This is a genomic window from Streptomyces sp. NPDC048417 (assembly GCF_040651615.1).
Taxonomy (GTDB): Bacteria; Actinomycetota; Actinomycetes; order Streptomycetales; family Streptomycetaceae; genus Streptomyces.
Genome location: NZ_JBEZKI010000022.1, coordinates 58,468 through 72,775, shown reverse-complemented (window position 1 = coordinate 72,775; position 14,308 = coordinate 58,468). Strand labels below are relative to the sequence as shown.

8 protein-coding genes are annotated in these 14,308 nt (G+C 71.9%); 4 read left to right on the top strand and 4 right to left on the bottom strand.

Annotation, left to right across the window (positions count from 1 at the left end):
* Positions 1-75: 75 nt before the first annotated feature.
* The 4 genes from AB0D59_RS31600 to AB0D59_RS31585 all read right to left on the bottom strand — a co-directional run bounded on the left by AB0D59_RS31600 (position 76) and on the right by AB0D59_RS31585 (position 3,773).
* Complete coding sequence (locus tag AB0D59_RS31600; protein WP_362572652.1) at positions 76-540, bottom strand: hypothetical protein; 465 nt, start codon at positions 538-540, stop codon at positions 76-78.
* A gap of 196 nt (positions 541-736) precedes the next feature.
* Positions 737-1,969 carry an alpha/beta fold hydrolase gene (locus AB0D59_RS31595; protein WP_362572649.1) on the bottom strand — a complete coding sequence of 411 codons (1,233 nt, stop codon included), beginning with the start codon at positions 1,967-1,969 and terminating at the stop codon, positions 737-739.
* 254 nt (positions 1,970-2,223) lie between these two features.
* Complete coding sequence (locus AB0D59_RS31590; RefSeq protein WP_362572646.1) at positions 2,224-2,445, bottom strand: three-helix bundle dimerization domain-containing protein; 222 nt, start codon at positions 2,443-2,445, stop codon at positions 2,224-2,226.
* A 269-nt stretch (positions 2,446-2,714) separates the two neighbouring features.
* Positions 2,715-3,773, bottom strand: coding sequence for a helix-turn-helix domain-containing protein (locus tag AB0D59_RS31585; protein WP_362572643.1), 1,059 nt, complete (start codon positions 3,771-3,773; stop codon positions 2,715-2,717).
* A 239-nt stretch (positions 3,774-4,012) separates the two neighbouring features.
* Between AB0D59_RS31585 and AB0D59_RS31580 the strand changes: the two genes are divergently transcribed.
* The 4 genes from AB0D59_RS31580 to AB0D59_RS31565 all read left to right on the top strand — a co-directional run bounded on the left by AB0D59_RS31580 (position 4,013) and on the right by AB0D59_RS31565 (position 14,248).
* The gene (locus AB0D59_RS31580) at positions 4,013-4,435 is read left to right on the top strand and encodes a hypothetical protein (protein ID WP_362572641.1); all 423 of its coding nucleotides are present in this window, start codon (positions 4,013-4,015) and stop codon (positions 4,433-4,435) included.
* A 91-nt stretch (positions 4,436-4,526) separates the two neighbouring features.
* The gene (locus AB0D59_RS31575) at positions 4,527-6,560 is read left to right on the top strand and encodes an SPFH domain-containing protein (protein ID WP_362572638.1); all 2,034 of its coding nucleotides are present in this window, start codon (positions 4,527-4,529) and stop codon (positions 6,558-6,560) included.
* Positions 6,561-6,640: 80 nt separating this feature from the next.
* Entirely contained in the window at positions 6,641-11,518 is a 4,878-nt protein-coding gene (locus AB0D59_RS31570) for a DNA repair ATPase (protein WP_362572635.1), read from the top strand.
* A 189-nt stretch (positions 11,519-11,707) separates the two neighbouring features.
* Positions 11,708-14,248, top strand: a complete 2,541-nt coding sequence (locus AB0D59_RS31565; protein ID WP_362573013.1) for an ATP-binding protein — start codon at positions 11,708-11,710, stop codon at positions 14,246-14,248.
* Positions 14,249-14,308 lie beyond the last annotated feature (60 nt).

The following is a 14,308-nucleotide window of genomic DNA, read 5'->3' as shown; positions in this document are numbered from 1 at the left end:
CGAAGCGGCGCGCGGAACTGCGCGACCAGCCACGACGGATCCGCGGAGGACGCACCGGACTTCCGGTGGAGGAGCTCAGCCGATGACGATGTCGCAGTCGGCCCTGCCGTGGTCGGCGATGGCGACGAAGTCGCCCTGGACGTCGGGGTCGTAGGCCGCCGAGCTGATGGTCCGGGTCGTCTTGCCCGGCGCGGCCTTCTTCGCGGTCACGTGCGTGACCTTGGCGGCGTCCCACGTCAGGTCACACGTCCAGTGGAACGTGCGGACGAGGAGGTTCGAGTTGTGGGCGGTTCCGGTGATGGACCAGTTGCCGTCCGCGTTCACCACGAACGTCACGCCTCCGCTGACGTTCCGGCTGCTGTCGCTGGTCGCGAACGTGATCGACTGGCCGTCGGCCGAGACCTCCTTGGTGGTGCCGTTGGCCTGCGCGGGAACGGTGCCCAGCAGCAGGGAGCCCAGCGCGGCCCCCGAGGCGATCAGCAGCGCCAGCCCCCGTCGGCTCCGGGCCCGGCCGGACGTCCTGGTGTTGTCGACTCGCATGTTCAGTCCTTTTCTCTGGCGTCGTGGCTCTTCCTGGATGCCGGGTCGGAGCACGTTCTCGGTCGAGTGCCCTTCGGCCCGGCGTGTTCCAAGAATCGGGCCGGTCGCGGTACCGGGGCTTGGGGAAGGTCTGAGGCTTCCATGAGGGCATGCTGAGGGCGTCCTCAGCGCACGCGTGCCGGCTCTGGCGTCCGGTTCACTCGGCCAGGAAGGCGTCGATGTGGGCGAGGAACTCGTCCCAGGCCGGCTCGAACGCGGTGAGCAGGTGGTTGCGGCTCTTCAGCAGGACCAGTCGGCTGTCGGGAATGAGCGCGGCCAGCTCACCGGCTTGTGCGGCCGGTACCCGCTCGTCGTCGCGGGAGTGGATGATCAGCGTGGGACAGGCCACCTGGTGGGCGATGGTGGAGACGTCGATCCTGGCGAACTCCTCCAGAAAGCGGACCCCGTTGGCGGGTGAGGTCGTCTGCCGCTGGAAGGCGGTGAACTCGGCCCAGTCCTCCGGTGTGCCCTCGGGCAGGAACTGGGAGGCGAAGACCCGCAGGAACCTGGGGTCCTGGTGGAGCCATCCCACACGGGCCAGGTCCAGGTCGAGGGCCGCCTCCTCGCGTTCGGCCTCGGTCCGGGCCCGGACCTGTCGGCCCCGGGCGTAGGCTCCGGCGAGGACGAGCCGGCTGACCCGTTCCGGGTGACGTACGGCGTAGGCCACGGCCACCGCCCCGCCCTGCGACACCCCGAGCAACGGGAAGCGGTCGAGCCCTGTGGCCTCGACCACAGTGTGGAGATCGTCCACCCAGTCGTCGAACGTGAAGCCCGGCACGGTCCAGTCCGAGAGGCCGCAGCCGCGTTCGTCGTAGCGGACCAGTCGGCGGTTGCGTGCCAGTCCGCCCAGCCAGTGGGACCACACCGAGGTGGTCCATTCCAGGTCGAGGTGCGACATCCAGTTGGCGGCCTTGAGCAGGGGCGGGCCCGAGCCGGCGGTGGCGTAGGCGATGCGGGTGCCGTCGGCGGCCCGGCAGAACCGGATCGTCTGGCTGTCGGGGCCGCTCGGGCCGTCGGCCGGTGCAGAATCGGAGCCGGCCTGCCGTGTGGTGCCGACGGACGCTTCGTCCCCGACAACCGTCGCTGCGGCCACGAACCGGTAGCCCCGCCGGTGGACGGTGCGGATCAGGTCCTGCCGACTGCCGGTGTCCCCGAGGGCCAGGCGCGCGGTCCGCAGCGCCGTGGTGAGCGCCGCCTCGCTGACGAAGCGGTCTCCCCACACCTCATCGAGGAGTTCGTTCTTCGGCACCACCCGGTCCCGGTGCTCGACCAGATGGCACAGCAGGTCCAGGGCACGGGGCTCGACATGGACCGGCTCGCCGGCCCGGCGGAGCAGATGCCCGGCCACGTCGAGCTCGAAATCTCCGAAGCGATACTTATCCCCCTCCACCTTTGCAGCGTACAACTCTCAGGCGTCGGCGTACATGTGAACGAATCGTGGACGTGTGGAGGTGTGGCGGGCGGACTCCGGACCTGCTGTGTCTAGCGAGTGCACCGCGCGCACCGCTGTGTCGGGCCTGAATGTGCAATCGGGGTGAAGGTCGCCTCCGCGTGCGATGTGGCGCGTCTTGCGGTCGCGTCGAAGGCGGTTCGTGCCTCCGCCTGTCGCGAGTGCCGTTCAGTCCCGTCTGGTCTGCCGGAGTGTCAGATGTCCTCGGGCGCGGGGGAGTCCTCGCCCAGGATCCGGCGAGCCCGCCTTTCCGCGAGCACCGGGAGGTAGGCCCGGATGGGCAGGCTGTTGAAGGAGGCGTACGCCGTGGCGACCGCGGCCTCGACCTCGTCGGATGTGCGGCTGTCGCCGTAGGCGGTCCTGAGGTGGTCGATGACGTGGCGGATCGCGATGTCCTCGTCCGGTTCGATCGGCATGGCTCACCCTGCGGTCGGGGTTGCTGTGATGTCCCTCGCGGGACCCGCGGCGGCGCCGTTTGGACATTCCTCGACCGCTCGGGTTGCGGCGTAGGCGGCGTCACCGCGGGTCCCAATAGGACGATAGTGCAATGGTTCGGTCCCCGATGTAATGACGAGGTCATGGTCATGCAAACGACGAGCAGCCATCAGGCGCCGTCGGCCTGCCGCGTACCCGCGGAGCGGTCCTTTGCTGAGGTCGGCCCTCGTTCATCCCGGCGTCCAGGGCATCACAGAGCTGTTGCCGGCCAGTCCAGCAGCCGTGCCCCGATGACCGCCGTCTGGAGCATGTACCGGTGGGTCGGGTCCGCGGGGTTTGCCCCGGTGAGCTTGTGGATGCGATCCAGGCGGTACGTCAGGGCGCGCACGCTCAGGGAAATGCGCCGGGCCGCCTCGGTGGCCACGCAGCCGGAGTCGAAGTAGGCGGTGAGGGTGTCGAGGAGGGGCTCGGCGCCGCCGCGGGCTGTGACGAGCGGGCCCAGGGTGCCCTGGACGAGGTCTGCCATGGCCTGCCGGTCGCGGGTGAGGACGGGGTAGACCAGCAGGTCGGCGGCGCGCAGGACCGGCTCGTCGAGGTTGAGGCGCTCGGCCATTTCGAGCGCGTTGAGTGCCTCCTCGTAGGACTGGACGACCCCGCCGGGGCCGGGCTGGGGGCGGCCGATGGCGACCCGGCCGCCGTCGGTGGCTGCGTGCGCCTGCTTGGCGAAGTGGGTGAGGACGTCGGCCTGGTGGCCGGGCGCGATGCACAGCAGTCGGCCGTCCTTGGTGGTCAGCAGGACGCTGCGGTCACCGAACCGGGCGATGACGGCCTGCTCCACCCGCCGCGGCACCGGGTCGCCCTCGCCGTAGGCGGTCGCGCCCTGGGCGACGGCGACCGCGTGGGCGTGGGACAGGCGCAGGCCGAAGCGTTCGGCGCGTTCGGAGAGGCGGCCCAGGTTGCTGCGGCCGTAGAGGAGGTCGTCGATGAACTCCCGGCGGGCGGCTTCCTCCTGGCGTACCGCGAGCAGTTGGGCGCGCTCGAAGCCCTCGGCGAAGGCGTCGACGACCTGTTGGACGGCGGCGAGCGCCTCGTCGGCCGAGCCGGACGCGGTGGGCCAGGCCCTGCGGGCGGCCGCGAGGTGTGCGCTGACCAGGGCGCGCAGGCCGTGGCCGGCCTCGGCGGCTTGTTCTCCCAGGGCGCGGCGCGAGGCGATCTCGTCCCGGGTGAGGCGTCGGCCGGTGGCGGAGACCTCGGCGAGGATCCGGTCGTAGCCGTCGAGGTACCGCTCGGGTATGTGCCCGTCTGTCACGTCGTCCCCCGGAATCTTGACGCGCCGCTGATGGTTTCTTAGCGGTCACCGGCATCCAGACCCTAATGAACACTGCCGGACACCGGCAATGCGCGGGGCGGCTCCGGTCGTGGAGCATGGCTCGCGGGGAGCACCACGGACGGTTCCGGTGCCGGACACCGGCAGGTGCCCGCACCGGAACCCGGATCTGATCCGTGCCCCCACGGACACGAGCGGCGCGGGCCGAGAGGGGGCGGGAAATGCGGACGTTTCTGGTGGCCGCCACCGGCCTCCCCACCATCCTGCCCACCACGGCCCTGGTGGCGGTGGTGTGCTTCTGGCTCCTGCCCCTGGCGCATCTGACCGATGCCGGCAGCTTTGACGCGGACGTGGAACCGCGGGCGTGGCCCATGGGCGGGGTGCCCGTGGCGGTCGCTCTCTCGCTGCTGACGGTGCTCGCCTGGACCCTGAGGGTCTCGGCCGTGGTGGTGGTCAGCGCGATCGGGCCCCCGGGGCCCGTCGCCGGGCCGCTGCGTCTGGTCGCCCCCGCGGGAGCGCTGCTCCTCGCCTGGCCCGCCACCCGCCTGCTCGTGCGGCCGTTGCACCGGTTCTTCCCGGATGAACGGGACGACCCGGACAAAACGGTGGCACCCTCGCGTGCGAAGTGGGACCGCGCCGCCTGAGCCACGGCCCGCCCGGTTCCCTTCCCCCCTCCTTCTCTTCTTCCTTCCCGCCGGAACGCTCGAACTCCCTTACGCCTCAAGGACGTATGCCATGACTCCCATGACCATGGGCATCGGCGTGCTCATCGCCGTCTGCCTGCTCGCCGTCGCCGTCGTCTCCCTGCTGTTCCGCAAGGTGGAGCAGGGCAAGGCGCTGATCGTCTCCAAGCTGCGCAGGGTAGACGTGACGTTCACCGGGCAGGTGGTGCTGCCGGTGCTGCACAAGGCCGAGATGATGGACATCTCGGTGAAGACCATCGAGATCACCAGGGCCGGGCGGGACGGGCTCATCTGCCGGGACAACATCCGCGCCGACATCCGGATCTCGTTCTTCGTCAAGGTCAACAAGACCGCCCAGGACGTCGTCAAGGTCGCTCAGGCCGTCGGCACTGCGAGAGCCAGCGACCAGAAGACGCTCCAGGAACTGTTCCACGCGAAGTTCTCCGAGGCGCTGAAGACCGTCGGCAAGCAGCTTGACTTCACCGACCTCTACACCAAACGCGAGGAACTCCGCTACAAGATCATCGAGTTGATCGGCGTGGACCTCAACGGCTACCACCTGGAGGACGCGGCGATCGACTACCTGGAGCAGACGCCGCTGTCCCAGCTCGACCCGGCGAACGTCCTCGACGCCCAGGGCATCCGGAAGATCACCGAGCTGACGGCCGTGGAGCACGTGCGCACCAACGAGGCCCAGCGCACGGAGGAGAAGGAGATCACCCGCCAGAACGTCGACGCGCGCGAGGCCATCCTGGAGCTGGAGCGCCGGCAGGCGGACGCCGAGATCAAGCAGCGCCGGGAGATAGAGACCGTGCGGGCCCGCGAGGAGGCCGAGACCGCGCGGGTGGCGGAGGAGGAGCGGCTCCGGTCGCAGGGCGCCTTCCTGAGGACCGAGGAGCAACTCGGCATCCAGCGCGAGAACCAGGCCCGCGAGATCGCCGTCGCCGCGAAGAACCGCGAGCGGGTCATCGCCGTCGAGGGCGAGCGGGTCGAGAAGGACCGCCTCCTTGAGGTCATCGCCCGGGAGCGGGAGACCCAGCTGACCCGGATCGCCGCCGACAAGGAGGTCGAGGCGGAGAAGCGGGAGATCGCCGAGGTCGTCCGGGAGCGGGTGGCCGTGGACCGCACGGTCGCCGAGCAGGAAGAAGCCATCAAGAAGCTGCGGGCCGTGGAGGAGGCCGAGCGGGAGCGGCAGGCGGTCGTCATCGCCGCCGAGGCCGAGGCACAGGAGAAGCTGGTCAAGGACATCAAGGCCGCCGAGGCCGCCGAGCAGGCAGCCGTGCACCGCGCCGCACAGGAGATCACCCTCGCCGAGGCCCGGTTGAAGACCGCCGACCTGGACGCCCAGGCCAAGCTGCGGCTCGCCGAGGGCGTCCGGGCCGAGGCCGCCGCCGAGGGACTGGCCGCCGTGCAGGTCCGCGACAAGGAGGCCGAGGTCATCGAGAAGGCCGGGCGGGCGGAGGCCGCCGCGTCCGAGGCACGGCTGCGCGCCGAGGCCGAGGGCACCCGGGCCAAGGTGCTCGCGGAGGCTGAGGGCATCGGCGAGAAGCTCAAGGCGGAGGCCGCCGGCCTCACCGAGAAGGCGGCGGCGATGGCCGCCCTGGACGACGCCTCGCGCGGTCACGAGGAGTACCGGCTGCGGCTGGCGGCCGAGAAGGACATCCGGCTCGCCGGGCTGGACGCGCAACGGCAGATCGCCGAGGCGCAGGCCACGGTGCTCGCCACCGGCCTTGAGAACGCCGACATCGACATCGTCGGCGGCGAGTCCCTCTTCTTTGACCGGCTCGTCTCCGCGATCTCGCTCGGCAAGAGCGTCGACGGGTTCGTCCAGAACTCCGACACCGCGCAGGCGCTCGCCGGGCCCTGGCTCGACGGCACCGCGAGCTTTCCCGACGACCTCGGCCGCGCCCTCGGATCCGTCTCGGCGGCCGGCATCCGGGACCTGACCGTGTCCGCGCTGCTGACGAAGCTCATGACGTCGGGCGCCGCGAACCCCGGGCGGCTCCAGCAACTGCTGGACAGGGCGGGCGAGCTGGGGCTCGCCGACACCTCCCTCGCCGCCCTCAACGGGAGCGCCAGGGGCTGACCGGTTCGTGGTCCGGAGCCGCCGCACAGGGGACGGCGGCTCCGCACCACGTACCTCCTTCGATCTGCTGAGAGGGATCCATGAGCACCGGCCAGGACACCGGGACGTACGAGGCACAGGGCACCCACAAGCCGGACGCCGGCGCCTACGAGGTGCTGCGCGTCCGGCTCACCGCCCAGGCCGCCGAACTCGCCCGTCGCGCCGAGGCCCTGAACGCCCGACGCACCGAGGAGTTCGACTCGTCGCGCCTCGACCTGGCCGGCACCGGACGGCTGCGCACCGAGCACGCCAGTGTGCCCCGCGACCTCGTCGCCGTCGGCGACACCCTCCTCCTCGGCCACAACCCCGGGTCCGGGAACGCGGTCGGCGACGTCTTCGCGCTCTACGACCGGCACCTGAACCGGCTGCCCGACGACGCCGTCCCCGGCCTGCTCGACGACCCCGCGTTCGTCCGCGAGATGGCCGACCTCCACCGCTACTACCGCCAGGCCCGGCTGCTCCGGCTCCACCGGGTGGACGGCAAGCTGCTCGCCGTCTTCCAGACCGGTGACCAAGCCGGCGACACCCGCGTCCTGCGCTGGGCACTCACCGACGACGGCGGGGCGTCGTTCGTGGACGCGCGCGGCGACCGCGACCACGTCCTGCCGCCTTCCCACGACGTCGAGTGGACCGCGACGACCCGCGAGGACCACGTCCTGGGCCGCCACCCGCACGTCTCCGTCGAAGGCGAGGTCTTCGTCGACACGCTCGGCGGGACGCTGACCGTCAAGGTCGAGAACGACACCGAGACGGACGAGGGTATCCACTCCGAGCCGGTCGACGAGCCGCTGCAGTCCCTCGCCGACGCGGACATCGCCTACGCCCGCGTGGGCTCGCTGGTCCTGCTGCGGATCCGCCCCTACAAGGAGGGCTCCGACCGCCACCTGGTCTTCAACACGCTGACCAGGACCGTCGTCCGCCTGGACGGCATCGGCCTGGCCTGCCGCCGCCTGCCCGAGGACCAGGGCGTCGTCTTTCCCGGAGGCTACTGCCTGGCCACCGGCACCCACCGGACGTACGACCTCGACGTGACCGGCCTGGAGTTCGAGCGCGAGGTGCGCTCGCCGAACGGCGAGGACGTGCTGTACGCCTTCCACTCGCGGGTCACGGGCCGCAGCCTGCTGCTGCCGTACAACATGATCCGCAAGGAGGTCGCCGCCCCGCTGTCCGGCCACGGCTGGGCCCTGTTCGAGGACGGCACGCTGGCCGTCCTGCACGCCGACGGCGACGACGCCCGGCGGGTGCACCCGCTCCAGCTGTGGAACTCCCCGTACGTCTCCGACACCCACGCGGCCGCGCAGCCCCTCGGCGCCGGGCCGCTCGCCCGGGTCGGCAACGCCGACCTGGTGCGCGGCATCTCCGACTGCCTGTCCATCACCCGATCCGTCGCAGAGACGACCCCGACGACCGAGGTGTACGAAGCACTGGCCGCCGCGTGCGTGCGCGCGGCCGACGTCCACCACTGGCTGGGCGACCCGGAACTCGGCGACCTGAACGAGCCGCTCACACAGGTCCGCGCCACGGCAGAACAGGTGCTGACCGAGTTCGCGGCCGTCCAGGCCCTCACCCGGCAGGCCGCCGACGCGCTCACCGAAGCCGACGCGCGGATCGCCGCGGTCGTACGACGTCTGCGCGGCGAGGCCCCGCGGGGCGCCGCCGCCTGGGTGGCCGGCCTGACCGAACTCCGCCGTGCCCAGGGCCACCTGCTCACCCTCAGGGACATGCGGTACGCGGACACCGCCCGTATCGACGAGCTGGCCACCGCCACCGAGGCCGACCTCGCCGCCTTCGGCCGGCGGGCCGTCACCCACCTCGCCCGCGAGGACGCCTTCACCGAGTACCGGGCGGACGTCGAGCGGCTCACCGCCGACGCCGGGGCGATCGTCACGGTCGCCGAGGCCGCGCCGGTCTCCGCACGCCTCGACGAACTCGCCGACGGGCTGCGGACGGTGACCGACGTCGTCGCCGGGCTCGATCTCGGCGATGCCACCGTGCGTACCGCCGTCCTGGAGCGGATCTCCGAAGTCCTCGGCGGTCTCAACCGCGCCCGCGCCACCCTCGACGGCCGCCGCCGCGACCTCCTCGACCGCGAGGGACGCGCCGCGTTCGCCGCCGAGTCCGCCCTGCTCAGCCAGACCGTCACGAGCGCTCTCGCCGCCGCCGGCAGTCCTGAGACGTGCGACGAGCAGCTCGCCCGGGTTCTCGTGCACATCGAGGACCTGGAGTCCCGGTTCGCCGAGTTCGACGACTTCCTCGGCACGCTCGCCGACAGGCGCGACGAGGTCCACGAGGCGTTCGCCGTCCGCAAGCAGAGCCTCGCCGACGCCCGCGCCCGCCGCGCCGAACGCCTCGCCGACTCCGCCGCCCGTGACCTCGGCACGGTGACCCGGCGCGCCGCGACCCTCACGGACACGGACGCCGTCACCACGTACTTCACCTCAGACCCGCTGCCCGCCAAGATCCGCCGCACCATCGGCGAACTGCGCGAACTAGGCGACCAGGTACGGGCGGAGGAACTCGACGGCCGCCTCAAGGCAGCCCGCCAGGAGGCCCTGCGTGCCCTGCGCGACCGCGGCGACCTGTACGCCGACGGCGGCCGTACGCTCCGCCTCGGCACCCACCGCTTCGCCGTGAACACCCAGCCCCTGGAACTCACCCTGGTCCCGCACGGCGACGGCCTCGCCTTCGCCGTCACCGGCACCGACTACCGCGCGCCGGTCACCGATCCGGATTTCGCGGCCACCCGCCCCTACTGGGACCGCCCGCTGCCCTCGGAGTCCCCGGAGGTCTACCGCGCCGAACACCTCGCCTCCCGGCTCCTGGACGAGCACGGCCCGGCCGTGCTCGCGGAGGCCGACCTGCCCGACCTGGTCCGGCAGGCGGCGGAGGCGGCCCACGACGAGGGGTACGAGCGGGGCGTCCACGACCACGACGCCGTACTGATCCTCAAGGCCCTGCTGCGCCTGCACGACGGCGCAGGCGCGCTCCGCCACCAGCCGGCCGCCCGCGCCGCCGCCCAACTGTTCTGGGCCCACGCCACCACCGCCCACGAGCGCACGGCCTGGACCCGCCGGGTCTGCTCCCTGGCCCGCGCACGCGACACCTTCGGCCTCGCCCCGGCCATCGCCGACCTGGAAGGGGAACTGGCGGCGGCGATCGGCGGCCCGACCGCGACCGCCGCCGCCTGCTACCTCTTCGAGGAACTCACCTCTGGCCCCGCCGGGTTCGTCATCAGTACCGGCGCCCGCACGCTGCTCGACAAGTTCCGCCGTGCCGTGGGTACTTCGGCGTACGACGACGACCTCACGGCCCTCGTTGCCTTGGCCGACCGCCGGCAACTCGTCGAGGCGTGGCTGACGTCGTACACCACGGCAACTGGGGTGGAGGTCGGCCCCGGAGACCTCGCGGAGGCGGTGGCGGCCGAGCTCTGTCCGGATCTGCCCCGCTACGAGTCCGACGCACCGCTGACCGAGACCGTCTCGGGGCTGCTCGGAACCCACCCGCGCGTAGACCGCCGTACCCTCACGGTCCGGATCGACGAACTCCTGGCCCGCACCCGCGAGTTCCGTACCCACGAAGCCCCCGCGCACCGCGCCTACCAGCGGCGGCGCACGGCACTGGTGGTCGCCGAGCGTACGCGGATCCGGCTGGATGAGCACCGGCCGAGGGTGATGCCGACGTTCGTCCGCAACCGGCTCATCGACGAGGTCTACCTGCCGTTGATCGGGGACAGCCTCGCCGGACAGCTCGGCACCACCGGGGGGAGCAAGCGCACCGACACCGGCGGCCTCCTCCTGCTTGTCTCCCCGCCCGGCTACGGCAAGACGACCCTCGTCGAGTACGTCGCCGACCGCCTCGGCCTGCTTCTGGTCAAGGTCGACGGCCCGGCGCTCGGGCCCGCGGTCACCTCACTCGACCCCGCCGAGGCCCCGGACGCCACCGCCCGCAGGGAGGTCGAGAAGATCAACTTCGCGCTGGAGGCCGGCAACAACACCCTCCTCTACCTGGACGACATCCAGCACACCTCGCCCGAACTGCTGCAGAGGTTCATCCCGCTGTGCGACGCCACCCGCCGAATCGAGGGCGTACGGGACGGTGAGCCGCACACCTACGACCTCAGGGGCAAGCGCTTCGCCGTCTGCATGGCCGGAAACCCCTACACCGGGGTCGGCGGCCGCTTCCAGGTCCCCGACATGCTCGCCAACCGCGCCGACGTGTGGAACCTCGGCGACGTCCTGACAGGCAGGGAGGACGCCTTCGCGTTCAGCTTCGTCGAGAACGCCCTGACCGCCAACCCGGTCCTCGCCCCGCTCGCCGGTCGTGACCGGGCCGACCTCGACCTGCTGGTCCGCATGGCGGAGGGCGACCCCGCGGCCCGCGTGGACCGCCTCGTCCATCCGTACCCGGCTGCCGAGCTGGAGCGGATCCTGGCGGTGCTGCGCCAGCTGCTGACCGCCAGGGAAACGGTGCTCGCGGTCAACGCCGCCTACATCGCCTCGGCCGCCCAGCCCGACGCCACCCGCACCGAACCGCCCTTCCGGCTCCAGGGCTCCTACCGCACCATGAACAGGATCGCCCAGCGCATCCAGCCGGTCATGGACCGCGCCGAACTCGCCGCCGTCCTCCATGACCACTACGCCGCCGACGCCCGCACCCTCACCTCCGGTGCCGAGGCCAACCTGCTGAAACTGGCCGAGCTGCGCGGCACACTGACCGCCGAGCAGGCCGTGCGGTGGAGCGAGGTGAAAGCCGCGTACGTCCGCAGCCAGTCCCTCGGCGGCCCGGAGAGCGACCCGCTCACCCGCGCGGTCTCCGCCCTCGCACTGCTCGCCGACCGGATCGCGGCCGTCGAGACGGCGATCGACCGGGCTGCCGTCCCCGGCACCCGGCACGTGGCCGTCGAGAAGGAGAGGCCATGACGTCCTTCCTGATCCCCGTCGCCGCCGCCGTACTGGTCGTGGCGGCCTGCACGAGCGTATTGGTGCGTCGGGACCGGCGTCGTTCGGTGAGGGCCTACCGGAGCGGGTTCCCTCATGAGCAGGATTGATCTGCAGGGGTCGATGCGCCTGACCTCCGACACGACGGCCACGAAACACAGGGACGAGACGATGGCACGCGGCAGGCTTCGGATCTATCTCGGTGCGGCACCGGGCGTGGGCAAGACCTACGCCATGCTCTCCGAGGCGCACCGGCGGGTGGAGCGGGGCACCGACTGTGTGGTCGCCTTCGTGGAGCACCACGAGCGGCAGCGCACCGAGGTGATGCTGCACGGCCTGGAGCAGGTCCGGCGCAGGGAACTGGAGTACCGGGGCGCCGTGTTCACGGAGATGGACGTGGACGCCGTACTGCGCCGGGCCCCCGCCGTCGCCCTGGTGGACGAACTCGCCCACACCAACGTCCCCGGCTCCCGCAACGCCAAGCGCTGGCAGGACGTCGAGGAGCTGCTGGCGGCCGGGATCGACGTGATCTCGACCGTCAACATCCAGCACCTCGAATCGCTCGGCGACGTCGTCGAGTCCATCACGGGGGTGCGCCAGCGCGAGACGGTGCCCGACGAGGTGGTACGGCGCGCGGACCAGATCGAGCTGGTCGACATGTCGCCCCAGGCGCTGCGGCGGCGCATGGCGCACGGCAACATCTACACGTCGGACAAGGTCGACGCGGCCCTGTCCAACTACTTCCGGCCGGGCAACCTCACCGCCCTGCGCGAGCTGGCGCTGCTGTGGGTGGCCGACCGGGTCGACGAGTACCTGAAGCAGTACCGCAGCGAGCACCGGGTCTCGGCGATCTGGGGTTCGCGGGAGCGGATCGTCGTCGGGCTGACCGGCGGACCGGAGGGGCGGACGCTGATCCGGCGGGCGGCGCGGCTCGCCGAGAAGGGTGCCGGCGGCGAGGTGCTCGCCGTCTACATCTCCCGCAGCGACGGCCTGACCTCGGCCTCCCCGAAGGAACTCGCCGTCCAGCGCACCCTGGTCGAGGACCTCGGCGGCACCTTCCACCACGTCGTCGGCGAGGACATACCCGCGGCCCTGCTCGACTTCGCGCGCGGTGTCAACGCCACCCAGATCGTGCTGGGTGTGTCCCGGCGCCGGAGCTGGCAGTACGTCCTCGGGCCCGGCGTCGGCGCGACGGTCGCCCGCGAGTCGGGGCCCGATCTCGACGTCCATCTGGTCACCCACGACGAGGCGGGCCGGGGGCGCGGGCTGCCGGCGCCCGGGGGTGCACAACTCGGCCGGGGGCGGACGATCGGGGGCTGGGGGGTCGGAGTGGCCGGTCCCCTCCTGCTCGCCCTCGTGCTCACGCACATCGGCACCGGGCCGGCTTTCACCACCGACGTCCTGGTCTTCCTGGCTCTTACCGTCGCGGCGGCCCTACTCGGGGGCCTCCGGCCGGCACTCGCCTCGGCCACCGCCGGATGCCTGCTGCTCAACTGGTACTTCACGCCGCCGGTGCACACCTGGACCATCGCGGATCCTGAGAACGTCGTCGCCATAGCGGTGTTCTTCGCGGTCGCCGTCTCCGTCGCCTCGGTCGTCGGCCTGGCCGCCCGGCGGACCCGGCAGGCGGCCAGGCTGCGCGCCGAGTCGGAGATCCTGTCCTATCTTGCGGGCAACGTGTTGCGCGGCGAGACCGGCCTCGACGCGCTGCTGGAGCGGGTACGGGAGACCTTCGGCATGGAGTCGGCCGCCCTGCTGGAGCGGGCCGGCGAGCACGATCCGTGGACCTGCGCGGGCAGCGTGCGCCCGCGCCCGTGCCGGAGCCCCGAGGACGCGGACGTGGACGTGCCGGCCGGTGGCCACATGACCCTCACCCTCACCGGCCGGGTCCTGCCCGCCGAGGACCGCAGGGTGCTCGCCGCCTTCGCTGCCCAGGCCGCCGTCGTCCTGGACCGCCGGCGCCTCCGGCAGCAGGCGGATCAGGCTCATGCGCTGGCCGAGGGCAACCGGATCCGTACGGCGCTGCTCGCCGCCGTCAGCCACGACCTGCGCACCCCGTTGGCGGGGATCAAGGCATCGGTGACGTCGTTGCGGGCGGACGACGTGGAGTGGTCGGAAGAGGACCGTGCGGAACTGCTGGCCGCAATCGAGGACGGCACCGTCCGACTCGACCACCTGATCGGCAACCTGCTGGACATGTCCCGCCTCCAGACCGGCACGGTCACCCCGCTCATCGTCGAGGCCGACCTCGACGAGGTCGTCCCGATGGCGCTCCTCGGCATCCCCGACCCCGAGTCGGCCGTCACCCTCGACATCCCCGAGACCCTGCCCATGATCGCCGTCGACAAGGGGCTGCTGGAGCGGTCCTTCGCCAACGTCGTCGAGAACGCGGTCAAGTACAGCCCCGACGGCGAACCGGTCCTGGTCTCGGCCGACGCCATCGCCGAACGCGTAGAGGTCAGGGTCGTGGACCGTGGTCCCGGCATACCCGACGAGGCCAAGGAACGGGTCTTTGAACCCTTCCAGCGCCATGGCGACGCTCCGCGCGGCACCGGAGTGGGACTCGGCCTGGCGGTCGCCCGCGGCTTCGCCGAGGCGATGGGCGGTTCTCTCGTGGCCGAGGACACCCCGGGCGGCGGGCTCACCATGGTCCTCACCATGCCGGTGGCAGCCGGTGCGGCCGCCGCCCGGTCATCGAGGGCCGCGACATAGTCGTACGCGGGCGAGGCTCGCTGCCGGGCTCCGGCAATCTGCCGGCTGCGACGGTGCGCG

Coding starts and splice junctions, on each gene's coding strand:
- AB0D59_RS31580 (WP_362572641.1), top strand. CDS start 4,013: ATGCGGACGTTTCTGGTGGCCGCCACCGGCCTCCCCACCATCCTGCCC.
- AB0D59_RS31570 (WP_362572635.1), top strand. CDS start 6,641: ATGAGCACCGGCCAGGACACCGGGACGTACGAGGCACAGGGCACCCAC.
- AB0D59_RS31590 (WP_362572646.1), bottom strand. CDS start 2,445: ATGCCGATCGAACCGGACGAGGACATCGCGATCCGCCACGTCATCGAC.
- AB0D59_RS31575 (WP_362572638.1), top strand. CDS start 4,527: ATGACTCCCATGACCATGGGCATCGGCGTGCTCATCGCCGTCTGCCTG.
- AB0D59_RS31600 (WP_362572652.1), bottom strand. CDS start 540: ATGCGAGTCGACAACACCAGGACGTCCGGCCGGGCCCGGAGCCGACGG.
- AB0D59_RS31565 (WP_362573013.1), top strand. CDS start 11,708: ATGGCACGCGGCAGGCTTCGGATCTATCTCGGTGCGGCACCGGGCGTG.